Origin of the sequence: Pseudomonas sp., from assembly GCF_002796985.1 — a bacterium.
In the GTDB taxonomy this organism is placed as follows: domain Bacteria; phylum Pseudomonadota; class Gammaproteobacteria; order Pseudomonadales; family Pseudomonadaceae; genus Pseudomonas.
This window is the reverse complement of record NZ_PEKX01000007.1, coordinates 836,007-860,538: the sequence shown is the minus strand read 5'-3', so window position 1 is coordinate 860,538 and position 24,532 is coordinate 836,007. Positions and strand designations below refer to the sequence as shown.

Sequence of the window (24,532 nt, the reverse complement as noted above, 5' to 3'; positions counted from 1 at the left end):
TTCTGGTTCCACGCCGCCTGCGGCGCAGAGGTTTTCGTTCAATTGAGTGGTGGCCCAGCCTCAGGGCTGCAGGCGCTTGGCGGCGCCGCTGGCGATCAGTTCGGCCAGGGCCGAGACGTCGAGCAGCGCGCACATCTGGTCGATCACCGTGCCGGCCAGCCACGGGCGTTGCTGGCGCTGGCTGCGCCATTTCACCTCGGACGGGTCCAGGCGCACCGAACGGCTGACCTGGTGCACGGCCAGCCCCCATTCGTAGCCCTGCACGGAGATCACGTATTGCAGCCCTTCGCGGTAATCGTCGCGGTAACGCTCGGGCATCACCCAACGCGCGGTATCGAGCACCTTCAGGTTGCCGTTCTGGCCCGGCAGGATGCCGAGGAACCAGTCCGGTTGGCCGAACAGCGGGGTCAGGTCGTGCCCTGCCAGCGGGTAGATCGAGCCCAGGCACACCAGCGGCACCGCCAGGGTCAGCCCGGCAACGTCGAACAGCAGGCACTCGAAGGGTTCGGCAGCCCACACCGGGCGACCATCGTCGAGCAGCTTCAGCGGCGCGACAGGCATCTCGGCGCTGCCAGGTTGGTGCAGGTCGATGACCTGGCCAATCTGCACCGGCGGCTCATCAACGGCCGGGTCATCGATAACCGGCGGCTCGATAACCGGGGCCTTGGCGACCGGCGCGCGAACGGCAACGTTGAGGCGCGCATCGCGAACCTGCTCCTCGAGCACGGCGGCCTCGAACTCATCGAGGCTGACGCTGATGTCCGAGGTCTGAACCACCGCCGTCTGGGGCTCGGCGGTCAGCGGCACGACTGGCTCGCTGACGACCAGTGCCACCGGGGCGACCGGAGCCTGAACAACGGGCGCGGCAACAGGCTGCGCCACCGGCTCCGGCGCGAAGTCTTCGAAAGTGGCCTCCTGCAGCAGCGCGTCCAGGTAGGACTGCAGCGCGAGCTGGGGGCGCGTGGCGGTAGCGGAACGACTCATGAGGGATGACCGCGCAAGGTGACTGTCCAGCCTATCGGCAGCGGGCGCACAGGACTTGAACGCATCCGTCGGATTCTTTTGTTCAGGCCGGCCTTCTTCAGCAACAGCATCTTCAGGCTACCTGGCTCGCCGGCACATGGGCCAGCAGATGCTTGAGCAGCGCACGGTAGGCGATCACGCCGCGGCTGTTGCTGTCATTGCGCGAGGGCACCATGCCCAGGCGGCTGGCGTCGCGCAGCTTGGTATCCACCGGAATGAAAGCCTGCCAGAGCGTATCCGGGTAGGTGTCACGCAGCACCCGCAGGGTGCCCAGGGAGGCCTGGGTGCGGCGGTCGAACAGGGTCGGCACGATGGTGAACGGCAGCGCCTGCTTGCGCGAGCGGTTGACCATCTTCAGGGTGTTGACCATGCGCTCCAGGCCCTTGAGGGCGAGGAACTCGGTCTGCACCGGAATCACCAGGTGCTGGCTGGCCGCCATCGCGTTGACCATCAGCACGCCCAGCAACGGCGGGCTGTCGATGATCGCGTAATCGAATTCGTGCCACAGCTGCGCCAGACTCTTGGCGATCACCAGGCCCAGGCCGTTCTGCCCCGGCGACTGGCGCTCCAGGGTGGCCAGCGCGGTGCTCGAAGGCAGCAGGCGGATGTTCTCGTGGCTGGTGGGCAGCAGCAGCGACCGGGGCAGCCCCTCGGGCACGTTGCCCTGGTGCAGGAACAGGTCGAACACGCTGTGCTCCAGGGTGTCCGGGTCATGGCCGAAGTAGCTGGTCATCGAGCCATGGGGGTCCAGGTCGACGATCAGCACACGCTTGCCGGCGTCCGCCAGCAGGCCCGCCAAGGCAATGGAGGAGGTGGTCTTGCCGACGCCACCTTTCTGGTTGGCTACCGCCCAGACTTTCATAGTGCTGGCTCCCCGCAGGCCGTGAGTCGGATCAGGGTCATCATGTCGTTCAGTCCCCTGCCGATGACGAAGAATTGACGGCGCCGCTCGCGGGCGCCTCGCTGGCTATCACTGGTGCAGATTGCGTGCCAGCATGCCGCAGTACCGGGTCCGGCTGCGCCTTGCCGCTACCCACGCCGCTGATGCTGCGGCGCACCTCCAGGTTACGGGAGATCACCAGCACCACCCGGCGGTTGCGTGCGCGGCCATCCGCCGTGGCATTGTCCGCCACGGGCTGGAATTCGCCATAGCCCACCGCCGCCAGCCGACCGGCGTCGAGGCCGTCCTGGGCGAGCATGCGGACGATGCTGGCGGCGCGGGCCGCCGACAGTTCCCAGTTGGTCGGGTACTGCGAATTGTGGATCGGCACGTTGTCGGTGAAGCCTTCGACGTGCACCGGGTTGCGGTAAGGCGCCAGAATCATGGCGACCTTCTCGATGATCGCGAAGGCGGCGTCATTGGGAATCGCATCGCCGCTGGGGAACAGCAGGCTGGAATTGAGGGTGATCTCGATCCAGAACTCGTTGCCGCGCACCGACAGCTGATCGGTGGAAATCAGGTCGCCGAAGGCCTGGCGCACGCTCTCGGTGATCTGCTGCAGGCTATCGGGGTTGCCCTGGGCCTGGCCCTCGTCCTGCGGCTCGTTCAGCGACTGGTCCGGCTGCGCGGTACGCGGGCGCTCCTCGCCAACGGGAATCGGGCGGATCGAGCGGTCCGGCTGGTTGAACACGCCGGTCAGGGTTTCCGAGAGGATCTTGTACTTGCCCTCGTTGATCGAGGAGATCGAGTACATCACCACGAAGAAGGCGAACAGCAGGGTGATGAAGTCCGCGTAGGACACCAGCCAGCGTTCGTGATTTTCGTGTTCCTCGTGGCGCCGACGGCGAGGCATGCGCATCCCCTCCTCAGCCGACGAAGCCTTGCAGCTTCAACTCGATGGAGCGCGGGTTCTCGCCTTCGGCGATGGACAGCAGCCCCTCCATCAGCATTTCGCGGTAGCACGACTGGCGCAAGACGACGCTTTTCAGCTTGTTGCCGATGGGCAACAGCAGCAAGTTGGCCAGGCCCACGCCATAGATGGTGGCGACGAAGGCCACGGCGATACCACTGCCCAACTGGCTGGGGTCGGCGAGGTTGCCCATCACATGGATCAGGCCCATCACCGCGCCGATGATGCCGATGGTCGGCGAGTAGCCACCCATGGCTTCGAATACCTTGGCGGCCGCCAGGTCGCGGCTCTCCTGGTTGTACAGGTCGACTTCGAGGATGCTGCGGATGGCTTCGGGCTCGGCGCCGTCCACCAGCAGTTGCAGGCCCTTGCGCGCATAGGGGTCGCGCTCGGCGTCGGCGACGGCTTCCAGGCCCAGCAGACCTTCCTTGCGCGCCGTCATGCTCCAGCCAACCACATGGTTGATGCCGCCGACCAGGTCCAGCTTGGGCGGCAGGATCATCCAGCGCAGCAGGGTCAGGGCGCGCTTGAGTACCGCCACCGGGGTTTGCAGCAATGCGGCAGCCAGCGTGCCGCCGACCACGATCAGTGCCGCCGGGCCATTGGCCAGGGCACCGACGTGCCCGCCCTCGAGGAAGTTGCCACCAATGATGGCAACCATCGCGAGAATCAGGCCGACCAGGCTGAGGACATCCATCAGCCGCAGGCCTCGGACAGGTGACGGCCGATGTCGTCCAGGCTGTACACCGCATCGGCCAGGCCCGCCTTGGCGATGGCCATGGGCATGCCGTAGATCACGCAGCTGGCTTCATCCTGTGCCCACACCTGGGCGCCGCCCTGCTTGAGCATGCGCGCCCCTTCGCGGCCATCGGCGCCCATGCCGGTGAGGACCACCGCCAGCACCTTGTCGCCATAGGCCTTGGAGGCGGAGCCGAAGGTCACGTCAACGCAGGGTTTGTAGTTGAGGCGTTCGTCACCGGGCAGGATGCGGATCGCGCCGCGAGCGTCGACCATCATCTGCTTGCCGCCGGGGGCCAGCAGGGCCACGCCAGGGCGCAGGATGTCACCATCTTCTGCTTCCTTGACGGTGATCCTGCAGAGCTTGTCCAGGCGCTCGGCGAAGGCCTTGGTGAAGGCCGCCGGCATGTGCTGGATCAGCACCAGGGGTGCGGGGAAGTTGGCAGGCAGCTGGGTCAGGACCCGCTGCAGCGCCACCGGCCCACCGGTCGACGTGCCGATGGCTACCAGCCGGTAGGGCTTACGCTTTGGGGCAGCGGAGGTCGTCGGCGCGGTGGCGGCGGGTGCGTGACTGCCGCCTTGCGCAGTCGGCGCAGTGGCAGGGCGAGAGATGCTGCCGGCAGCGCTCGGCGCAGCGGCCGGGGCGCTGGAAGAATAGGACGAATAAGCCGCGAAGCGACGGTTGCTCTTGGCAATGGTATGGACTTTCTCGCACAGCAACTGGCGGACCTTGTCCGGGTTGCGCGAGATGTCTTCGAAATTCTTCGGCAGGTAATCGACGGCGCCGGCGTCCAGCGCGTCCAGGGTCACCCGCGCGCCCTCGTGGGTCAGCGAGGAGAACATCAGGACCGGCGTCGGGCAGCGCTGCATGATGGTCCGCACGGCGGTGATGCCGTCCATCAGCGGCATCTCGTAGTCCATGGTGATCACGTCGGGCTTGAGCGCCAGCGCCTGATCGATCGCCTCGCGGCCATTGGTCGCCGTGCCGACCACCTGGATCTGCGGGTCAGCCGAAAGAATCTCCGAGACGCGGCGGCGGAAGAACCCCGAATCGTCCACCACCAGGACTTTGACAGCCATAGACACTCCTGAAAAAACGTCTTCCATCACACGGACGGGCGCGGGGTCATCCCACGGCCCGCCCCTGGCGGTCAGATACGACGGGCGTAGCGCTTGAGCATGCTCGGCACATCGAGGATCAGCGCAATGCGGCCGTCCCCGGTGATCGTTGCCCCGGCCATGCCCGGTGTGCCCTGCAGCATTTTGCCCAGCGGCTTGATCACCACCTCTTCCTGGCCCACCAGTTGGTCGACCACGAAGCCGATGCGCTGGGTGCCCACGGAAAGGATCACCACATGGCCCTCGCCCGGCTCGTCGTGCTGCGCGCCCGGCACCAGCCAGCGCTTGAGGTAGAACAACGGCAAGGCCTTGTCGCGGACGATCACCACTTCCTGGCCGTCGACCACATTGGTGTTCGACAGGTCGAGGTGGAAGATTTCGTTGACGTTGACCAGCGGGAAAGCGAACGCCTGGTTGCCCAGCATCACCATCAGGGTCGGCATGATCGCCAGGGTCAGCGGGACCTTGATGACGATCTTCGAGCCCTGGCCCTTGGCCGAGTAGATATTGATGATGCCGTTGAGCTGGGAAATCTTGGTCTTCACCACGTCCATGCCGACGCCACGGCCGGAGACGTCGGAAATCTCGGTCTTGGTCGAGAAACCCGGGGCGAAGATCAGGTTGTAGCAATCGGACTCGGACAGGCGATCGGCCGCGTCCTTGTCCAGCAGGCCCTTCTCCACGGCCTTGGCGCGCAGCACGTCCGGGTCCATGCCTTTGCCGTCGTCGGAAATCGACAGCAGGATGTGGTCACCCTCCTGCTCGGCGGACAGCACCACCTTGCCCGAGCGCGACTTGCCGGCGGCTTCGCGCTCGTCCGGGCCTTCGATGCCGTGGTCCACCGCGTTGCGCACCAGGTGCACCAACGGGTCGGCCAGGGCCTCGACCAGGTTCTTGTCGAGGTCGGTCTCTTCGCCGATCAGCTCGAGATTGATCTCTTTCTTCAGGTTGCGCGCCAGATCGCGGACCTGGCGCGGGAAGCGGCCGAAGACCTTCTTGATCGGCTGCATGCGGGTCTTCATGACCGCCGACTGCAGGTCAGCGGTGACCACGTCGAGGTTGGAGACAGCCTTGGCCATCGCCTCGTCGCCGCTGTTGGCGCCCAGGCGCACCAGGCGGTTACGCACCAGCACCAGTTCGCCGACCATGTTCATGATCTCGTCCAGGCGGGCGGTGTCCACGCGCACGGTGGTTTCCGCCTCGTTGGCCGGCTTCTCCACGGCAGCAGCAGCGGGCTTGGCGGCTGCCGTCGGTACTGGAGCCACGGGTTTCGACGCCGGCGCGACGACAGGCTGAGTCGTCGGCTTGGCGGCCGCGACCGGCTCTTCCTTGGCGCCGGTGAACTGGCCCTTGCCGTGCAGCTCGTCGAGCAGCTTCTCGAATTCGTCGTCGCTGATGTTGTCGTCGGCGGCAGCCGGGGCAGTCTCGGCCTTCTGCTCAGTAGCGGCGGCCTCGACAGCAGCAGCGGTGGCCGCTTCTTCCTTCGCGCCGGTGAACTGGCCCTTGCCATGCAACTGGTCGAGCAGCGCCTCGAACTCGTCGTCGCTGATCTCGTCACCAGAACCCGCGGTCGGCGTCTCGGCAACCGGTGCCGGAGCTGCGCTGACGGGCTCCTTGGCAGCAGCGCTGAACTGGCCCTTGCCATGCAACTGGTCGAGCAGTGCTTCGAATTCGTCGTCGGTGATGTCGTCGCCGCCGCTACCGACCGGCGCGACGGGCGCGTCAGCGGCGGGTTCGAGGGCATCCATCAGTTGTTCGAACTCGGCATCGGTGATGTCGCCATAAGCGGCCGGGGCTTCTTCCACGACGGGCTCGGCAACGGCCGCGGCGGGAGCTTCGGCAGGAGCGGCGTTCGGGTCGGCCAGACGCGACAGCGCAGCGAGCAACTCGGGCGTGGCCGGGGTCGGCTCCTGCGCATCGCGCACCTGCTGGAACATGACGTTGACGGTGTCCAGCGCCTGCAGGACCACATCCATCAGCTCGGCATCCACGCGGCGTTCGCCCTTGCGCAGCATGTCGAAGACGTTCTCGGCGATGTGGCAGCACTCCACCAGCGCATTCAGCTGGAGGAAGCCCGCACCACCTTTGACGGTATGGAACCCACGGAAGATTGCGTTGAGCAGGTCCATGTCATCCGGGCGGCTTTCCAGCTCGACCAGTTGCTCGGACAGTAGCTCGAGAATCTCGCCGGCCTCCACCAGGAAGTCCTGGAGGATTTCGTCATCGGCGTCGAAGCTCATTCAGTGCTCCCTCTACAGCGTCAACCGACGCTTAAAAACCAAGGCTGGACAACAGGTCGTCGACATCGTCCTGACCGGATACGACGTCCTTTCTTGTATCGGCAGCAATCTGCGGACCTTCACCCTTGGACGATCTTTCTTTTTCCACCGCGTCGCGCATGCTCTCGTGGTCATGCTCGATGCCAGCGTAGCGATCGACCTGCCCGGCCATGCAGACCAGCTTGACCAGGTTCGACTCGACCTCGGTGACCAGCTTGGTAACGCGCTTGATCACCTGCCCGGTGAGGTCCTGGAAGTCCTGCGCCAGCAGGATGTCGTTCAGGTGCGAGGAGAGCTTGCGGCTGTCCTGGGCGCTGATGTAGAGGAACTGTTCGACGCGCTTGGCCAGGTCGCGGAAGGCTTCGGGGCCCAGCTCGCGGCGCATGAAGCGCGACCAGTCTTCCTGCAACTCCTTGGCCTGGGTCTCGATGTGCATGACCACCGGGGTGCACTCCTCCACCAGGTCCATGGTGCGATTGGCCGCTTTCTCGGTCATCGTCACCACATAGGACAGGCGGTCGGTGGCGTCGGCGATCTGCGAGACTTCCTGGGCGCGCGGGGAGTTGGGGTCGATCTGGAAGTTGACGATGGCGTTGTGCAGCTCGCGGGTGAGCTTGCCCACTTCCTGGTAGAGACCGCGATCACGCGCCTGGTTGAGCTCGGAGATCAGTTGCACGGCGGTCTGCACGTCGCCCTGCTCCAGGCACTCAACCAATTCGTGTGCGTGTTTTTTCAGGGTCGACTCGAAGTCACCCGTGGATTCGTTGAAATCCATGACGCCCTCTTGTCAGCCTCAGCTGCCGACCCGCTCGAAAATCTTCTCGATCTTTTCTTTCAGCACCTGAGCGGTGAAAGGCTTGACCACATAGCCGTTGACCCCGGCCTGGGCCGCTTCGATGATCTGGTCGCGCTTGGCTTCGGCGGTGACCATCAGCACCGGCAGGTGCTTGAGGCGCTCGTCGGCGCGGACCGCGCGCAGCAGGTCGATGCCGGTCATGCCGGGCATGTTCCAGTCGGTCACGAGGAAGTCGAAGTTGCCGCTGTGCAGCATCGGCAGCGCAGTGGTGCCGTCGTCGGCTTCTGCGGTGTTGGTGAACCCCAGGTCCCGCAGGAGGTTCTTGATGATGCGCCTCATCGTGGAAAAGTCGTCCACGATGAGAATTTTCATGTTCTTGTCCAAACCTGCCTCCATCGATACCAAACGCGCCCTGGCGGGCGTGCCGTCAATTCATCGAGCGTCGTGCGCTCTTTGCCGCGGGTGCGTCAAAGGGACGTCACCCAAAAATTCGTAAGCCTCTAACTTGCCTAAAGAAAATGCCTTCAGACTTTTCGCTAGGAACAAGCAGGCGCGAAACTACCCGATGCTCAGCGAGCGCGCCACTCCGCCAGCCGCGAGCGCAGGCGCGCGGCGCACTGGCTGTGCAGCTGGCTGACACGGGATTCGCTGACCCCCAGCACTTCGCCGATCTCCTTGAGGTTGAGCTCCTCGTCGTAGTACAGGGCCAGCACCAGCCGCTCGCGCTCGGGCAGCTTGGTGATGGCGTCGGCCAGGGCCGCCTGGAAGCGTTCGTCTTCCAGCCCGTGGGACGGCTCGTTCTCGTGGTGCGAAGCGTCTTCGACAAAGCCGCTCCCCTGGTCACCGTCCTGCAACATGTCATCGAAGCTGTACAGACGGCTGCCCTGGGTGTCGCTGAGGATGCCGTAATAATCTTCGAGACTCATATTGAGTTCGGCAGCAACCTCCTGATCTTTAGCGTCACGTCCGGTTCGCGCCTCGACGGCGCGGATGGCGTCGCTGACCATGCGGGTATTGCGGTGCACCGAACGCGGGGCCCAGTCACCCTTGCGCACCTCGTCGAGCATGGCGCCGCGGATGCGGATGCCGGCGTAGGTCTCGAAGCTCGCGCCCTTGCCGGCGTCGTATTTCTTGGCAGCCTCCAGCAGGCCGATCATGCCGGCCTGCATCAGGTCCTCCACCTGCACGCTGGCCGGCAAGCGGCCGAGCAGGTGGTAGGCGATGCGCTTGACCAGAGGCGCATGCTTCTGGATCAGCAGTTCCTGGGAGTTGTGCGCCTGTGCCTTGCTGTACATACGCGCTCCGGAGGCCGCGGTCATACGGCCGAACCCGTGGGATGTTGCACCAGGCGCTCGACGAAGAACTCCAGGTGCCCTCGTGGGTTGGCCGGCAGCGGCCAGCTGTCGACCTTCTGCGCCACCGCGCGGAAGGCCAGGGAAGCCTTGCTGCGCGGGAACGCCTCATACACCGAACGCTGCTTCTGCACCGCCTTGCGCACCGACTCGTCGTAGGGAATGGCGCCGACGTACTGCAGCGCCACGTCCAGGAAACGGTCGGTGACCTTGGTCAGCTTGGCGAACAGGTTGCGGCCCTCCTGCGGGCTGTGGGCCATGTTCGCCAGCACGCGGAAACGGGTCATGCCGTAGTCGCGATTGAGCAGCTTGATCAATGCGTAGGCATCGGTGATGGACGTGGGTTCATCACAAACGACCAGCAGCACTTCCTGCGCTGCCCGGACGAAGCTCACCACCGAGTCGCCGATGCCGGCGGCGGTGTCCACCACCAGCACGTCGATGTTGTCGCTGATGTCGCTGAAGGCCTGGATCAGGCCGGCATGCTGCATCGGCGTGAGGTGCACCATGCTCTGGGTGCCCGAGGCCGCCGGAACGATGCGAATGCCGCCAGGCCCCTGGAGGATCACGTCGCGCAGGTCGCATTCGCCTTCGATCACGTCGGCCAGCGTCCGCTTGGGCGACAGGCCCAGCAGCACATCGACGTTGGCCAGGCCCAGGTCGGCATCCAGCAGCATGACGCGACGGCCCAGATCGGCCAGCGCCAGCGACAGATTCACCGACACGTTGGTCTTGCCCACGCCACCCTTGCCACCAGTGACCGCGATTACCTGAACGGGATGCATGCCCATATCAATACCTTGTCTCGTCGTTCGACCGTCGCGCTTCTGGCGCTTCGGCTAATCCGGCTGCGGTGCTCTACCGCCGCCGGTGCTCGCGGATCTTCTGACAGAGCATCCGCATCGCTTGGGCGGCTCAACCGGCCGCCCCACGCCCCACCCGGGGCTCACAATCCTCAGCTGGCGCGACGCACCGGCTGCTGATAAAGACCGGCAAACAGGTCGGCCATCGCTTCTTCGCTCGGTTCCTCCGGCGACTGCAGGCTCACTGCACGGCTGACCAACTGGTGCGCGCGTGCCACCTGCAAGTCATCCGGGATCTTCGGCCCGTCAGCCAGATAGGCTACCGGGAGATGCTGGCTGATAGCCAGAGCCAGAGCTTCGCCGAGGCTACCCGCTTCGTCCAGTTTGGTCAGGATGCACCCGGCCAGCCCGCAGGAACGATAGTTCTGCCAGGCGGCCTTGAGCACCTGGCTCTGGCTGGTCGCAGCCAGCACCAGGTAATTCTTCACGTTCAGGCTCAGCGACGACAGCGCTTCGAGCTGCATGCGCAGCGCCGGATCGTTGGCGGGCAGGCCGGCTGTGTCGATCAGCACCAGACGCTTGCGCGCCAGCGGCGCCATGGCCTGGATCAGCGACTGGCCGGGGTCGACCAGGGTCACCGGCACGTTGAGGATGCGGCCCAGGGTCTTGATCTGTTCCTGCGCGCCGATACGGAAGCTGTCCATGGACACCAGCGCGATGCTCTGCGCGCCGTATTTCAGCACGTAGCGGGCAGCCAGCTTGGCCAGGGTCGTGGTCTTGCCCATGCCGGCCGGGCCGACCAGGGCGATCACCCCGCCCTGCTCCAGCAGGTCGGTTTCCGGGGTGTTGATGGAACGTGCCAGGTGCGCCAGCACCATGCGCCAGGCCTGCTTCGGGTCGGCAATGGAAGCCACGCGCTCCAGCAGCTTGCGCGACAGGTCGGCCGGCAGGCCCATGCGCTGCAGGCGGCGCCACAGGTTGGCCTGTTTCGGACGCTGGCTCTGCAGCTGATTCCAGGCGATGGAGCCCAACTGCACTTCGATCAGTTCACGCAGGCCATTGAGTTCGAAGCGCATGGCTTCCAGCGCCTGCTGGCCTACGGCGCCAGCTACCGGGGCGGCCGGTGCCGCCATGGCTTCGGCCAGGGTTTCGGCGGCGCTGCGGCGCGGCGCTTCGGTGCCGTACATTTGACGGTCCTTGCGCACGCCCTCGCTGGCACGGGCCGGAGTGGAAAGGTCGGCCTTGGCCTGGGCGATCGTCGCCTGGGTCTTGCGCAGCTCGGCCTCCAGCGCAGGGTTCGGCTTGCTGGCCGCGATCGGGGCCTGGTAATCCAGCGCCGCGGTCAGCTCCACGCCGCCGGCGACCCGGCGATTGCCGATGATCGAGGCGTCCGGGCCCAGCTCGTCACGGACCAGTTTCATGGCCTGACGCATATCAGCGGCGAAGAAGCGTTTTACCTGCATGGCCTGGGACCTCGATGCGCTCTATCTATTCTTCCGACTACTGCTGCCCAACGGTGGCAACAATGGTGACCTGTTTGTTGTCGGGGATTTCCTGGTAAGCCAGCACGTTCATGGTGGGAACCGCCATCCGGGCGAATCGCGACATCATCGCGCGGATGGGACCTGCCACCAGCAGAATCGCCGGCTTGCCAAGCATCTCCTGACGCTGCGCCGCTTCAACCATCGAGCGTTGCAGCTTTTCGGCCATTCCGGGTTCCAGCAACATGCCGTCTTCGGAGCCCTGCCCGGCCTTCTGAAGACTATTGAGCAATATCTGTTCCAACCTCGGCTCCAGGGTGATCACAGGCAGCTCCGGCTCTAGTCCCACAATGGTTTGCACGATTGCACGGGCCAGCGCGACGCGAACCGCCGCCACCATCGCGGCGGGATCTTGACTCTTCACCGCCACGTTGGCGATGGCTTCGGCAATGGTGCGGATGTCCCGTACCGGCACCTGCTCCTGCAGCAGCGCCTGCAACACCTTGAGCAGCGTCGACAGGGAAATCATCCCCGGCACCAGCTCTTCGGCGAGCTTGGGCGAGGTCTTGGCCAGCAGTTGCATCAGTTGCTGGACTTCCTCGTGGCCGAGCAGCTCGTGGGCATGCTTGTGCAGCACCTGGTTCAGGTGAGTGGCGACCACGGTACTTGCGTCGACCACGGTGTAGCCCAGGGACTGCGCCTGATCGCGCTGCGAGGCTTCGATCCACACGGCTTCCAGGCCGAAGGCCGGGTCCTTGCCGGCGATGCCGTTGAGAGTGCCGAACACCTGGCCGGGGTTGATCGCCAGGTCGCGGTCCGGGTAGATCTCGGCCTCCGCCACGCTGACGCCCATGAGCGTCAAACGGTAGGCGTTGGGCAGCAGGTCGAGGTTGTCGCGGATGTGCACCGACGGCATCAGGAAGCCCAGGTCCTGGGACAGCTTCTTGCGTACGCCCTTGATCCGCGCCAGCAATTGACCGCCCTGGTTGCGATCCACCAGCGGAATCAGGCGGTAGCCCACTTCCAGGCCGACCATGTCCACCGGCGTCACGTCGTCCCAGCCCAGCTCCTTGGTCTGTTCGGCACGCTGCGCGGGCAGCAGTTCCTGCTGGGTCTGGGCTTCCTGCTCGGCCTTCTGGCTGGCCTGGCGCTGGCGGTGCCAGATCAGGTACGCACCAGCGGCAGCCAGGCCGCCCAGGCCGATGAAGGACACATGCGGCATGCCGGGCACCAGACCCATGGCGATCAGGATGGCCGCCGAGATGGCCAGCGCCTTGGGCGAGGCGAACATCTGCCGGTTGACCTGCTGGCCCATGTCCTCGGCGCTGGAAACGCGGGTCACCATGATCGCGGCGGCGGTGGACAGCAGCAGCGAAGGCAACTGCGCCACCAGACCGTCACCAATGGTCAGCAGGGCGTAAACCTTGCCGGCGTCGCCGAAGCTCATCGAGTGCTGGACCATGCCGATGGCCACGCCACCGATAAGGTTGATGAAGAGGATCAGCAGGCCGGCAACGGCGTCACCGCGGACGAACTTGCTGGCACCGTCCATGGAGCCGTAGAAGTCGGCCTCCTGGGCCACTTCGGCGCGGCGTGTCTTCGCTTCGCCCTGCTCGATCAGGCCGGCATTGAGGTCGGCGTCGATGGCCATCTGCTTGCCGGGCATGGCGTCGAGGGTGAAACGCGCGCTCACCTCGGAGATACGCCCGGCGCCCTTGGTGACCACCACGAAGTTGATGATCATGAGGATCGCGAAGACGACGATACCGACGACGTAGTTGCCGCCGATCACCACCTCGCCGAACGCCTGGATCACCTTGCCCGCGGCCGCGTGGCCATCGTGGCCGTGCAGCAGCACGACGCGGGTGGAAGCGACGTTCAGCGCCAGGCGCAACAGAGTGGCGACCAGCAGGATGGTCGGGAACACGGCGAAGTCCAGCGGGCGCAGGGCGTACACGCTGACCAGCAGCACCACGATGGACAGGGCGATGTTGAAGGTGAACAGCACATCCAGCAGGAACGGCGGGATCGGCAGGGTCATCATCGCCAGCATGGCGAGCAACAGCAGCGGCACGCCGAGGTTGCCCCGGCTTAGCCCCACCAGATTGCTGCGAACAGTGCCGATCAGTTGCGTACGATCCACCCGAAACTCCCTTGCGCGTGGGTGGCCGAGTCGGCCACCGGATCAAACTTTTGACGCCCAACGGGCATCCGCACAGGGTTTTGCAGGAAGCGTTCCAACTTTCTCGACTGTGTGGAAATGCCTGGCGCAGAGCGGCCAGGCGGATGGCGAACTCCACGCGGCTGCGCTTCCAGGTCTTGTAGCGAGGACGAACGGCAGGCAGAGCAACGCCACGCCAATGCAGCCGCCGATGGGCAGGGCCAGCAGCCGCCGCTGCATTGAGGCGATCCAGCCGCTGCCGAGGGTGCTGGCAAGGTCGGTGACCGGGCTTTCCAGGCGGGGAACGGTGATGGCGGATGGGATGTCTTCCTGCGCGGCATCGGCGGTATCCACCGTGTTCGCCGGTTCGTCAGGCTGTGCCGCCAGCGCGAGGGGCACGCCCAGCAGGAAGAGCAAGGTTTTCATCAGGCAGCCGTTCGCGGACGCCCACGCAGGGCCTGGAGAACGCCCATCGACAGCTTCGGGTCATGCAACTGGCCGTGCCAGGCACGGAAGGCACTGAAACCGAGGCTGATGACGGCATAGACAGTGACCAGAATGCCAAAGAGCCCGATCAGCGCACGGCTGGCCAGTTCGAGCAGCTCGATTTCCCCGTCCCGCGCGACCACCCCAAGGGACCCGATCAGCAGGCCGGCAGCCACGCTGAATAGCAGCACGGATAGAAGCAGGTCCAGTACCCGCAGCATCACCTCGCGCGCCAGCGGTAACGCTCTGCGCCGGAGCAGGAGATAGCCCAGCACCAGCAACGGAGCAGACCAGAACGAAACGTAGAGGAGCAGCGGCGAGACAACGGGGATGAGTACGGCGATACGGCGGTCGCGGGCAGTGCTTTCCATGGCTTTACTCTGTGCCTCCTGGCAGCGGTGAGAACCTCGGATGCTAGTACAACCCACCGACGCGCGCAGCCGACCCGATCACTCGTCGCGGCGCAAATCCGGCGGAATCGGCAGGTCCGGCATTGGCCCGGGGCGTTTGCCCTTGCCGGCGCGGAACTGCTTGAGCTGGTAGACGTAGGCCAGCACCTGCGCCACGGCGAGGTAGAGGCCGGCGGGAATCTCGTGATCCAGCTCGGTGGAGTAATACACCGCCCGCGCCAGCGCCGGCGATTCGAGCACCATGACCTTGTGCTCCTGGGCGATCTCGCGAATCTTCAGCGCCATGAAGTCGTTGCCCTTGGCCAGCAGTTTGGGCGCGCCGGTGGCGGCCGGGTCGTACTGCAGGGCGACGGCGAAGTGGGTCGGGTTGGTGATCACCACGTCGGCCTGGGGCACGGCCTGCATCATTCGCCGGTTGGCCATCTCGCGCTGCATCTGGCGGACCTTGGCCTTGACCTCCGGCTTGCCCTCGGAGTCCTTGTACTCGTCCTTGACCTCCTGCTTGGTCATCATCAGCTTCTTGCGGTTGTCCCAGAGCTGGTAGGGCACGTCGAAAGCGGCGATGAGCATCAGGCTGCAGGCTAGCCAGAAGGCACTCCAGCCCACCACTTTGGCGCAGTGGATCAGCGCCTGCTCCATCGGTTCGTGGGCCATGGCCAGCAGGTCGTCCTGGTCGGACTTGAGCACCAGGATGGCCACCGCCAGCACCACGGTGAATTTCACCAGCGCCTTGGACAGCTCCACCACCGAGCGCACGGAGAACATGCGCTTGAGCCCTTCCAGCGGGTTCATCCGGCTGAACTTGGGCGCCAGCGCCTCGGCCGAGAACAGCCAGCCGCCCAGCGACACCGGCCCGATCAGCGCTGCCGCCAGCAGCACCGCGAGGATCGGCCAGACGCCGTCACCGGCGATCTTCGCCGCGGCCGCCAGCAGGTTGAGCATGCTCTCGCTGTTCATCAGCGTGGCGCGGTCCAGCTCGAAGCTGCTACGCATCAGGCGCATCAGCGCGTCGGCCAGGTTGGCGCCATACATCAGCAGCGCACCGGCGCCAGCCACGAGCACGGCGAGGGTGTTCAGCTCCTTGGATCGCGGCAGCTGGCCTTTCTCGCGCGCCTCCCGGCGCCGTTTCTCGGTGGGTTCCTCTGTCTTGTCTTCGCTGCTGTCGTTCTCGGCCATCAGCGGGCCCTCACGAGTTCGCGAAGCAGTTGCAGCCCCTCGCTGGCGAGCGACTGGTACTGCGACAGGATATCGGCGCTACCGATCCAGACGATGATGAAGCCCATGATCAGGGTCAGCGGGAAGCCGATGGAGAAGATGTTCAGCTGCGGCGCGGCGCGGGTCATGGCGCCGAAGGCGAGGTTGACCACCAGCAGCGCGGTAACCGCCGGCAGCGCCAGGATCAGCCCGGCGCCGATCACCCAGCCAAGCTTGCCGGCGACGGTAATCAGGTGATTGCCCGACAGCCCCTCGCCCACCGGCAGGGTCACGAAGCTCTCGGCGAGCACCTCGAACACCACCAGGTGGCCGTTCATGGCGAGGAACAGCAGGGTCACCAGCATGGTGAAGAACTGCCCCAGCACCGGCACCGAGATGCCGTTGGTAGGGTCGATCATCGAGGCGAAGCCCAGGCCCATCTGCATGGAGATGATCTGCCCGGCGATGACGTAGGCGTGGAACATCAGCTGCAGGGCAAAGCCGAGCATGGCGCCGATGAGGATCTGTTCGCCGATCAGGAACATGGCCTTCATGCTCAATGCATCGACCTGCGGCATCGGCGGCAGGCTGGGCACCAGCACCACGGCGATCGCCAGGGACAGGTAAAGACGCACTCGGGTGGGCACCAACTGGGTGCCGAAGATCGGCATCACCATCAGCAGGCTGGCGATGCGGAACAGCGGGAACAGGAAGGACCCGATCCAGCTGCCAATCTGCGCATTGCTGAGTTCAAGCATCAGCCGATCAGCGTGGGGATGCTGGTGATCAGCGTCTGGGTGTACTCCATCAACTGCCGAATCAGCCAGGGCCCCAGCACGATGAGGGTGAGCAGCACCACGATCAGGCGCGGCAGGAAGCTCAGGGTCTGCTCGTTGATCTGCGTGGCGGCCTGGAACATCGCCACCAGCAACCCCACCAGCAGGCTGGGGACGATCAGGATGGCGACGATCATGGCGGTCAGCCAGAGCGCTTCACGGAACAGGTCGACGGCGACTTCGGGGGTCATGGTCAGTCCTCTTTCGCCCCGGCACGCAGGAGTGGCGAGGGTAGCAGTGTGCTGTGCGTAGGATGGGTGAAGCTTGCGATACCCATCGGCGATATCTGCGGAGTACTCGATGGGTATCGCTGCGCTCCACGCCATCCTGCGGAGTCACCGGGAGCTGTTGTTCCGGCCGAGCAGTCGGGCATCGCTACACCGTCCCGAAACTGCCGGCGAGCGTGCCGATGATCAGCGCCCAGCCGTCCACCAGGACGAACAGCATGATCTTGAACGGCAATGAAATGATCAGCGGCGAGAGCATCATCATGCCCATCGCCATCAGCACGCTGGACACCACCAGGTCGATGATCAGGAACGGAATGAAGATCATGAAACCGATCTGGAACGCGGTCTTCAACTCCGAGGTGACGAACGCCGGCACCAGGATGGTCAGGGGCGTGGCTTCGGCACTCTGGATGTCGGTGCGCTTGGACAGGCGCACGAACAGCTCCAGGTCCGACTGCCGGGTCTGCGCCAGCATGAAAGCCTTGATCGGTCCTTCGGCGCGACTGAGCGCCTCCTGGGCGGGAATCTGCTCACTGAGGTAAGGCTGCAGAGCGGTGGCGTTGATCTTGTCGAACACCGGTGCCATCACGAACATCGTCAGGAACAGCGCCAGGCCTACCAGGATCTGGTTCGATGGCGTGCTCTGCAGGCCCAGCGCCTGGCGCAGGATGGAGAAGACGATGATGATCCGGGTGAAGCTGGTCATCAGCATGACGAACGCCGGGATGAAGCTCAGCGCGGTCATGATCAGCAGGATCTGCAGGCTGACCGAGTACTCCTGCTGCCCCTGCGGATTGGTGGTCACGGTGATCGCCGTCAGCTGCGTCGGATCGGCGGCGAAGGCCTGCGGCGCCACCAGCGCCAGCAAGGCCAGTAGCAGCGGCGCGGCTCGCCTGAGGACGTCGATCAGCACGGCAAGGTTCGGCGAGCGGGTCACTGCGGGCGGCCCTTGTCCTTGTTCAGCAGTTCCAGCAGGCGCTGGGCGAATTCCGGCTGCGCCGGTTCCGATTCGGCAGCGTGCACCGGCTGGCGCATGACGTGCAGCGGAGTAATGCGGCCGGGAGTCAGGCCCAGCAGCACCTGCTCCTCGCCCACCTGCACCAGCACCAGGCGGTCGCGCGGGCCGAGGGCCTGGCTGGAGATCAGGCGGATCGCCTGGTTGCTCTTCGGGCCAACCTGTTGCACCCGGCGCACCAGCCAGGCGAGCAGGAAGATCAGCCCGACCACCAGCACCAGGCCCAGCAGCAACTGCATCAGCTGCGCGCCGGCGCTACCGGTGATGAGGTTCGGCGTGGAGCTGGCGTGGACGATGGCCGGGTTGGAGGCCGGCGCCTTGGCCGCTTCCTCGCCCAGGGCGAAGAGGGACAACCCCAGCAACGGCAGGGCACAGAGGTTAACGAGCAGGCGGGGACTCGCGAGCAGGCGGGCCATGTCAGCGCAGCTTCTTGATGCGTTCGCTGGGGCTGATCACGTCGGTGAGGCGGATGCCGAACTTCTCGTTCACCACCACCACTTCGCCGTGGGCGATCAGCGTACCGTTGACCAGCACGTCCAGCGGCTCGCCGGCCAGGCGATCGAGTTCGATCACCGAGCCCTGGTTGAGCTGCAGCAGGTTGCGGATGCTGATGTCGGTGTGGCCGACCTCCATGGAGATGGTCACCGGAATGTCCAGGATCACGTCCAGGTTGGGGCCTTCGAGGCCGGCAATGGTCGGCGCCTTGGGCGCCATGCCGAACTCTTCCATGGGCGCGCGCGGCGCGGCCGGAGCCACTGGCGTGGCGCCGCCCTGGGCCATCAGCGCGTCGATGTCGTCCTGGTTGGCGTCACCCGATTCGGAGAGCGCCGCGGCCCACTCGTCGGCCAGCGCCTGTTCTTCGGGAGTTACGTTTTCTTCGTCAGACATGGTGGGTCCTCTGGGGATTCGCTCAGCGCGGGCGCACGAGCGGATCGAGAATCTGCAGAGCCAGGTTGCCCTTGTGCGAACCCAGCTTGACCTTGAAGGAAGGCACGCCGTTGGCGCGCATGATCATGTGCTCGGGCAGCTCCACCGGGATCACATCGCCGGGCTGCATGTGCAGGATGTCGCGCAGCTTGAGCTGGCGGCGGACGACGGTGGCGCCCAGCGGCACGCTGACATCGAGGATGTCTTCGCGCAGGGCGTTGATCCAGCGCTCGTCCTGGTCGTCCACGTCGGACTGGAAGCCGGCGTCGAGCATCTCGCGGATCGGTTCGATCATCGCGTACGGCAGGGTGATGTGCAGGTCGCCACCGCCGCCATCCAGTTCGATGTGGAAGGTGGAGACCACCACCACTTCGCTGGGGCTGACGATGTTGGCCATCGCCGGGTTCACCTCGGAGTTGACGTACTCGAAGGCAATCGGCATCACCGCGTGCCAGGCTTCGGCGAGGTCGACGAATGCCTGCTCGATGACCATCCGCACCACCCGCAATTCGGTGGGGGTGAACTCGCGGCCCTCGATCTTGGCGTGACGACCGTCACCGCCGAAGAAGTTGTCCACCAGCTTGAACACCAGCTTGGCGTCGAGGATGAACAGCGCGGTGCCGCGCAGCGGCTTCATCTTCACCAGGTTGAGGCTGGTGGGTACGTACAGCGAGTGCACGTACTCGCCGAACTTCATCACCTGCACACCGCCCACGGCGACATCCGCCGAGCGGCGCAGCAGGTTGAACATGCTGATGCGGGTGTAGCGGGCGAACCGCTCGTTGATCATCTCCAGGGTCGGCATGCGCCCCCGGACGATACGGTCCTGACTGGTCAGGTCGTAGGACTTGATCGCCCCCGGCTCGACGTCGGACTCGGTTTCCACCACGCCGTCGTCGACGCCGTGCAACAGCGCGTCGATCTCGTCCTGGGAAAGTAGATCCTGCATGGCCATGGCGGGTACCTACTGCAATACGAAATTGGTGAAAAGCACTTGCTCCACGGTCAACTGACCGGTCGCCTTCTTCGCCAGTTCCTGAAGGCTGGCGGTTGCCTGCTGACGGAGCATCTCCTTGCCGACCGGCGTCACCAGCGTGTCGAAATTCTGACTGGAGAACAGCATCACCAGTTGATTGCGCACCAGCGGCATCTGCTCGCGTAGCGCATCCATCTGCGCCTGGTCACGGCCCATCAGGGCGACGGCTACCTGCAGATAGCGCTGGCGGCCGTTCTGATTGAAGTTGACCACGAAGGACGGCGCGAGGATCTCGTACACCGCCTGCTTCTTCGTCGGCTCGGCATGTTCCGCCGTCTTGGCTGCGACCTCGTCGGGCTTGGCGCTCTTATTCAGGAAGAACCAGGTACCGCCCACCGACGCGCCCACCGCCAGCAGGAAGGCCAGCACGATGATGATGATCAGCTTCAGCTTGCCCTTGCCGGGCTCCTGACCATCGGGGAGAGAAGGCGTCTGTTCTTTCTTGGCCATGCCAATTATCCGTCACTATTCCGGCGCAATGCGCTGATACCGGGGTAGCAGCAAAGGCTGTGCCAGTTTGGGAATGTCCTGCTGGCGCAGCCGCGGATATTACAGACTAGAAGGCGGATGTCACGGGGAGGAGTAAGAATTTTCCTCAGCGCCGGATAGAACCGGTGTTGAGGCGGTTCGCGAGCAAGCTCGCTCCTACAGCCAGGCGACGTGACCGCTCTTCGTAGGAGCGAGCTCGCTCGCGAACGAGTTGAACCTGGCGCTCGGGCTTACACCCTCTCCCCAGCCCTCTCCCTGAAGGGAGAGGGAGCAGACCGGCGCTGCCGGCTGGCACGGCGTTTCGCTTGACACTGAACAGGCCCCTCTAGCGCCGGATAGAACCGGTGTTGAGGCGGTTCGCGAGCAAGCTCGCTCCTACAGCCAGGCCGACGTGACCGCTCTTCGTAGGAGCGAGCTCGCTCGCGAACGAGTTGAACCTGGCGCTCGGGTTTACACCCTCTCCCCAGCCCTCTCCCTGAAGGGAGAGGGAGCAGACCGGCGCTGCCGGCTGGCACGGCGTTTCGCTTGACACTGAACAGGCCCCTCTAGCGCCGGATAGAACCGCTGTTGAGGCGGTTCGCGAGCTAGCTCGCTCCTACAGCCAGGCCGACGTGACCGCTCTTCGTAGGAGCGAGCTTGCTCGCGAACGGGGTGAACCTGGCGCTCGGGCTTACACCTTCTCCCCAGCCCTCTCCCCTCGGAGCGGGCGCGCAGCCAGGGTTAGGGAGTGGGTGCTCCAGGACACCCACAGAAGTACCGGTGAATCACGCGTAGTAATCCACCAATCCCCTGCCCTGCGCTGCCGATTGCGCGCGGATCTCGGACACGCCGCTGATCATCGGCTCGTCATCGCCGTCAGAGCCGGCCACGCGCCGCGAACCGCCACGCTCGTCGCCGCTCTGTTGCTGCTGCCAGCCACGACCCGACTGATCGGAGACGTTGACGTCCAGTTGCCCCATGCCCTGCTGGTTGAACATCTCGCGCAGGCGGTGCTGCTGGCTGTCCAGCGCTTCGCGGACATTGGCGTTGGCGCTGACGAAGTTCACCTGGGTCTGGTCGGCGCTCATGTGGATGCGTACTTCCAGACGGCCGAGGTCCGCCGGGTCCATCTGGATCTCGGCGGACTTGAGGTTCTGCGACGACATCCACATCACCCGATCCACCACCTGGTCGGTCCAGCCATTCTGTTGCACCGACACCGGCTGCCCAGGCACCAGCGGGTTCACCGGGCGGTTGGTCATCGCCTGCGGCGTGTTCAGCGCCTGGGTCAGGGAGTCCAGGCGCGCGGTAAAGGAATCATTGCGCGGCGCTTCAGGCTTTGTCTCCATTTGCAGTTCCGGCAACTGCTGGCTCAGGTCGCCAGCGGCCTGCAGCGCCCCTTCCGCCAACTTGCCTTCGGCGCTCTTGGCCGTGGCATCCGGGTTCAGCGCGGCCAGGGCGGCGGAGAGGTCCAGCTTGGCCTTGCCATCCGCCGGCGTGTCTGCCGCCTTGGTCGCCAGCTCACCAGAGACCTGAGTCTGCTGAGCCTGTTGCGCCTGGTCCTGGGCGCCCTGGCCGAGGGCCATGCTCACGCCGGGCAAACCATTGAGCTTCTCCAGGTCACCATCGGTGCTGGCTGCGGTCTGCTGGCCGATACCACTGCTGATCACCAGCGGCGGCGCTTCGGTGGCCGGCAGTTGGCCGGTCATGCCGAGCATCAGCAGCGGATCGAGAGTCGCCTCGGGTTTCTCGTCACCTTCGGCCACCTTGCCTTCGTCACCGTTGTTGGCAGCGTCGGCCGGCAAGGCCTTGCCGTCTTCGGCAACCGCTGGTTTGTCGGCGGCAGTGGCGTCCTTGGAATCGCTGGCCTTGGCGCTCTTGTCGGGGTTGTCCCTGGGCTTCTCGGTCTTGGGCTTGGCCGCCTTGTCCGGGCGCTCGCTGGCGGCCGGACGCTGCTCCTGGGCATAGACGTCGGCGAAGCTGGAGCCCCTGTCGTTGCTGGCGTTAGCCGACTTTTGCGGCACCGCCGCCTTGGGCCTGGAGTCAGGCGTGGGCGTCAATAAAATATCCGGGGCGACAGCCATCGGAGTGCTCCGTTGAGGTGAATATCCAACACGGAGATAGCAAGGGGCGGGCCAACTCGAAATAGGTCAGGGGCGACCCGGCAGCAGCAGGGTGCGAACGATGCCGAACTCGTGCTCGACCTTGGCGATCAGGCCCTCGGCAGTGGCCAGGTCGTTGTGTCGCGCGGCTTCCTCCAGGCGCTTGCACAGGCTGCTCAGCACCGCCGCGCCCATGTTGCCGCAACTGCCCTTGAAGCTGTGCGCAGCGTGGCGCAGGGTCGGTGCATCGCTGGCGGCGAAAGCCTCGCGGATGCTGCGCAGGCGCTCCTCGGAGTCACCGAGGAAGGTCTCTACCAGGAGCGGGTACTCGTCTTCCATGATCGACAGCAAATTGCTCAGCACGACGCCATCGAGATGCGGCTCGGACATGGGGCACTCCCTGAAGGATGGCTCGCCACCCTTCAGAACCTATTCATAATCTGCCTGCGCTGGCCCGGGCTCGGCGAGACTCTGAACAAGTTCAGGGGGACAAGAAGGCCCCGATTATGCCTGAGCCGACCAGAAGAACTCCACGGAGACCGCCTTGCCATCGCCCGACCATTGACAGCGGTCAGCCAGTTGCCGAACCAGCGTCAGCCCGCGCCCACAGAGGCTGCCAGCGGCCTTCTGCGAAGCCAGCACCGCGCCCACGTCGAAGCCGTCGCCGCTGTCCTCCACCCGCACCAGCAGCCTCCCGCCATCGCCGTGGGGCGCGAGGTCGAGATGGAAGCGCACGAAGCCGTCGCGCAGCGTGGCAAGGCGCTTGGTGCGCTCATGGTAGTAACGGGCGAAACCGGCGGAGTCGCACTTGAGCGTGGAGTCCAGGCCCATCACACCGTGCTCCAGGGCGTTGGAGTACAGCTCGGCGAGCACGCTGTAGAGCGCACCGCCGCGCGGGCGCAGGTCCTGCACTTCCATCAGCAGTTGCAGCAGGAAGGGCAGCGGATTGAAGTGGCGCAGCGTCGGCGCACGGAATTCGAAACTGGCGGACCAGTCCAGCGGGCTGCTCAGACCATTGTCGGAGAACGCCAGCGGCGGACGCTGCAGCGAGTCCTCGGGGACCAGTGCGATCTCCAGCATGCTGACATCGTCCTGGGCCTCACCGCGAAAGCGCGACACCGCCGCCTGGATGCCGTCGAACAGGCGTGACGGTGCGAGGCCCTCGGCGTACACCTGGCGCAGGCGCTCCTCGCCGAAAGCCTCGCCTGTGGCATTGCGCGCTTCCAGCACGCCGTCGGAGAAGAGGAACACACGGTCGCCCTCCTCCATCGCGTAGATCTCGAAGTGGTCGCTGAAGGCCGTGGGGTCGAGAATCCCCAGCGGCAGGTGGCGCGACACCAGCGGCTGCAATTCGCTGCTGCCCTGGCGGTGCAGATAGCCATTGGGCAGGCCGCCGTTCCATACCTCCACCAGGCCGCGCTGGAAGCTCAGGTTGAGCACCGCGGCGCAGCAGAACACCCCCACCGGGAGAATGCGTTTGAGCTTGGCGTTCATCTCGCGAAGGATGTCCGCCATTGGGTAGCCCTTGGCGGTCATGCCATAGAACACCTCGGCCAGCGGCATGGCGCCAATGGCCGCCGGCAAGCCGTGGCCGGTGAAGTCGCCGAGCAGCACATGCATGCCCCCCGAGGGCTTGAACGCCGCCAGCAGCAGGTCGCCGTTGAACAATGCGAAGGGCGATTGCAGGTAGCGAATATTCGCCGCGCTCAGGCAACCCGAGTGCGCCACCTTGTCGAACACCGCCTTGGCCACCCGCTGCTCGTTGAGCAGGTGTTCGTTGTGCCGGGCGATCAGGTCGCGCTGCTCCAGCACCATCCGCTGCAGATGATGCAGGCGACCCATGGCGCGGATCTTGGCTTCGAGGATGACGCGGTTGTAGGGTTTGGACAGGAAGTCGTCGCCGCCCGCCTCCAGGCTCTGCACCAGCGCCTCGGGCTCGCTCAGCGAGGTGAGGAAGATGATCGGCACCAGCTCCTCGCCGGCCTGCCGGCGAATCCGCCGGGCCGCCTCGAAGCCGTCCATCACCGGCATCAACGCATCCATCAGCACCAGCTGCGGGCGTTCCTGGGCGAACAATGCCAGCGCTTCCAGGCCGTTGGCGGCGGTCAGCACGCGGTGCCCCTGGCGGCTGACGATGGTCGACAACAGCAGGCGATCGGCGGCGTTGTCGTCGGCGATCAGGACGGTGAGAAGTTCGGACATGGCCGTTGCCATTGCGGGGCGTAG

Annotated in this window: 25 protein-coding genes; all 25 read right to left on the bottom strand. The window is 65.2% G+C overall.

What is annotated here, in order from left to right; translation table 11 throughout:
- Window positions 1-60: 60 nt before the first annotated feature.
- Window positions 61-984, bottom strand: a complete 924-nt coding sequence (locus CTR55_RS09640; RefSeq protein ID WP_296285720.1) for a CheW domain-containing protein — start codon at window positions 982-984, stop codon at window positions 61-63.
- Window positions 985-1,096: 112 nt separating this feature from the next.
- Window positions 1,097-1,885 (bottom strand): ParA family protein, encoded by a 789-nt coding sequence (locus CTR55_RS09635; protein WP_296285718.1) that lies wholly within the window; start codon window positions 1,883-1,885, stop codon window positions 1,097-1,099.
- Between the two features lie 49 nt (window positions 1,886-1,934).
- Window positions 1,935-2,816, bottom strand: coding sequence for a flagellar motor protein MotD (gene motD, locus CTR55_RS09630; RefSeq protein WP_296285717.1), 882 nt, complete (start codon window positions 2,814-2,816; stop codon window positions 1,935-1,937).
- 13 nt (window positions 2,817-2,829) lie between these two features.
- Window positions 2,830-3,570: a flagellar motor protein gene (locus CTR55_RS09625; protein WP_296285716.1), complete on the bottom strand. Its 741-nt coding sequence runs from the start codon at window positions 3,568-3,570 to the stop codon at window positions 2,830-2,832.
- Window positions 3,570-4,691, bottom strand: a complete 1,122-nt coding sequence (locus CTR55_RS09620; protein WP_296285714.1) for a chemotaxis response regulator protein-glutamate methylesterase — start codon at window positions 4,689-4,691, stop codon at window positions 3,570-3,572. Before CTR55_RS09620 ends, CTR55_RS09625 begins: the two co-directional genes overlap by 1 nt.
- A gap of 71 nt (window positions 4,692-4,762) precedes the next feature.
- Window positions 4,763-6,970, bottom strand: a complete 2,208-nt coding sequence (locus CTR55_RS09615) for a chemotaxis protein CheA (protein WP_296285713.1) — start codon at window positions 6,968-6,970, stop codon at window positions 4,763-4,765.
- Window positions 6,971-7,001: 31 nt separating this feature from the next.
- Window positions 7,002-7,784 (bottom strand): protein phosphatase CheZ, encoded by a 783-nt coding sequence (locus tag CTR55_RS09610; protein WP_296285712.1) that lies wholly within the window; start codon window positions 7,782-7,784, stop codon window positions 7,002-7,004.
- A gap of 18 nt (window positions 7,785-7,802) precedes the next feature.
- Window positions 7,803-8,177: a chemotaxis response regulator CheY gene (locus tag CTR55_RS09605; protein ID WP_085988857.1), complete on the bottom strand. Its 375-nt coding sequence runs from the start codon at window positions 8,175-8,177 to the stop codon at window positions 7,803-7,805.
- Window positions 8,178-8,374: 197 nt separating this feature from the next.
- Window positions 8,375-9,124 (bottom strand): RNA polymerase sigma factor FliA, encoded by a 750-nt coding sequence (fliA, locus tag CTR55_RS09600; RefSeq protein WP_296285710.1) that lies wholly within the window; start codon window positions 9,122-9,124, stop codon window positions 8,375-8,377.
- Window positions 9,121-9,948, bottom strand: coding sequence for a flagellar synthesis regulator FleN (fleN, locus tag CTR55_RS09595; protein WP_017520297.1), 828 nt, complete (start codon window positions 9,946-9,948; stop codon window positions 9,121-9,123). The genes fliA and fleN overlap by 4 nt, the downstream gene beginning before the upstream one ends.
- A gap of 164 nt (window positions 9,949-10,112) precedes the next feature.
- Entirely contained in the window at window positions 10,113-11,423 is a 1,311-nt protein-coding gene (gene flhF / locus CTR55_RS09590) for a flagellar biosynthesis protein FlhF (protein WP_296285709.1), read from the bottom strand.
- A gap of 37 nt (window positions 11,424-11,460) precedes the next feature.
- Window positions 11,461-13,584, bottom strand: coding sequence for a flagellar biosynthesis protein FlhA (gene flhA / locus CTR55_RS09585; protein WP_296285708.1), 2,124 nt, complete (start codon window positions 13,582-13,584; stop codon window positions 11,461-11,463).
- Window positions 13,585-13,626: 42 nt separating this feature from the next.
- Window positions 13,627-14,019, bottom strand: a complete 393-nt coding sequence (locus CTR55_RS09580) for a hypothetical protein (RefSeq protein WP_296285705.1) — start codon at window positions 14,017-14,019, stop codon at window positions 13,627-13,629.
- A gap of 8 nt (window positions 14,020-14,027) precedes the next feature.
- The gene (locus CTR55_RS09575) at window positions 14,028-14,459 is read right to left on the bottom strand and encodes a hypothetical protein (RefSeq protein ID WP_296285703.1); all 432 of its coding nucleotides are present in this window, start codon (window positions 14,457-14,459) and stop codon (window positions 14,028-14,030) included.
- Between the two features lie 78 nt (window positions 14,460-14,537).
- Window positions 14,538-15,674, bottom strand: coding sequence for a flagellar biosynthesis protein FlhB (gene flhB, locus CTR55_RS09570; RefSeq protein ID WP_296285701.1), 1,137 nt, complete (start codon window positions 15,672-15,674; stop codon window positions 14,538-14,540).
- A complete protein-coding gene (gene fliR / locus CTR55_RS09565) occupies window positions 15,674-16,450 on the bottom strand; it encodes a flagellar biosynthetic protein FliR (protein ID WP_296285699.1) in 777 nt (258 codons plus the stop codon). Before fliR ends, flhB begins: the two co-directional genes overlap by 1 nt.
- Window positions 16,450-16,719 (bottom strand): flagellar biosynthesis protein FliQ, encoded by a 270-nt coding sequence (gene fliQ, locus CTR55_RS09560; protein WP_017520291.1) that lies wholly within the window; start codon window positions 16,717-16,719, stop codon window positions 16,450-16,452. Before fliQ ends, fliR begins: the two co-directional genes overlap by 1 nt.
- A gap of 184 nt (window positions 16,720-16,903) precedes the next feature.
- The gene (gene fliP / locus CTR55_RS09555; protein ID WP_296286505.1) at window positions 16,904-17,668 is read right to left on the bottom strand and encodes a flagellar type III secretion system pore protein FliP; all 765 of its coding nucleotides are present in this window, start codon (window positions 17,666-17,668) and stop codon (window positions 16,904-16,906) included.
- Between the two features lie 23 nt (window positions 17,669-17,691).
- Window positions 17,692-18,189, bottom strand: coding sequence for a flagellar biosynthetic protein FliO (gene fliO, locus CTR55_RS09550; RefSeq protein ID WP_296285698.1), 498 nt, complete (start codon window positions 18,187-18,189; stop codon window positions 17,692-17,694).
- Between the two features lies 1 nt (window position 18,190).
- On the bottom strand, window positions 18,191-18,661 hold the full coding sequence (fliN, locus tag CTR55_RS09545; RefSeq protein ID WP_296285697.1) for a flagellar motor switch protein FliN: 471 nt from the start codon (window positions 18,659-18,661) through the stop codon (window positions 18,191-18,193).
- Window positions 18,662-18,683: 22 nt separating this feature from the next.
- On the bottom strand, window positions 18,684-19,655 hold the full coding sequence (gene fliM / locus CTR55_RS09540) for a flagellar motor switch protein FliM (RefSeq protein ID WP_296285696.1): 972 nt from the start codon (window positions 19,653-19,655) through the stop codon (window positions 18,684-18,686).
- A gap of 9 nt (window positions 19,656-19,664) precedes the next feature.
- The gene (fliL, locus tag CTR55_RS09535; RefSeq protein ID WP_296285695.1) at window positions 19,665-20,186 is read right to left on the bottom strand and encodes a flagellar basal body-associated protein FliL; all 522 of its coding nucleotides are present in this window, start codon (window positions 20,184-20,186) and stop codon (window positions 19,665-19,667) included.
- 803 nt (window positions 20,187-20,989) lie between these two features.
- Entirely contained in the window at window positions 20,990-22,288 is a 1,299-nt protein-coding gene (locus tag CTR55_RS09530) for a flagellar hook-length control protein FliK (RefSeq protein ID WP_296285694.1), read from the bottom strand.
- A gap of 66 nt (window positions 22,289-22,354) precedes the next feature.
- The gene (locus CTR55_RS09525; RefSeq protein ID WP_296285692.1) at window positions 22,355-22,696 is read right to left on the bottom strand and encodes an Hpt domain-containing protein; all 342 of its coding nucleotides are present in this window, start codon (window positions 22,694-22,696) and stop codon (window positions 22,355-22,357) included.
- Window positions 22,697-22,810: 114 nt separating this feature from the next.
- A complete protein-coding gene (locus CTR55_RS09520) occupies window positions 22,811-24,508 on the bottom strand; it encodes a SpoIIE family protein phosphatase (protein ID WP_296285690.1) in 1,698 nt (565 codons plus the stop codon).
- Window positions 24,509-24,532: the final 24 nt, after the last annotated feature.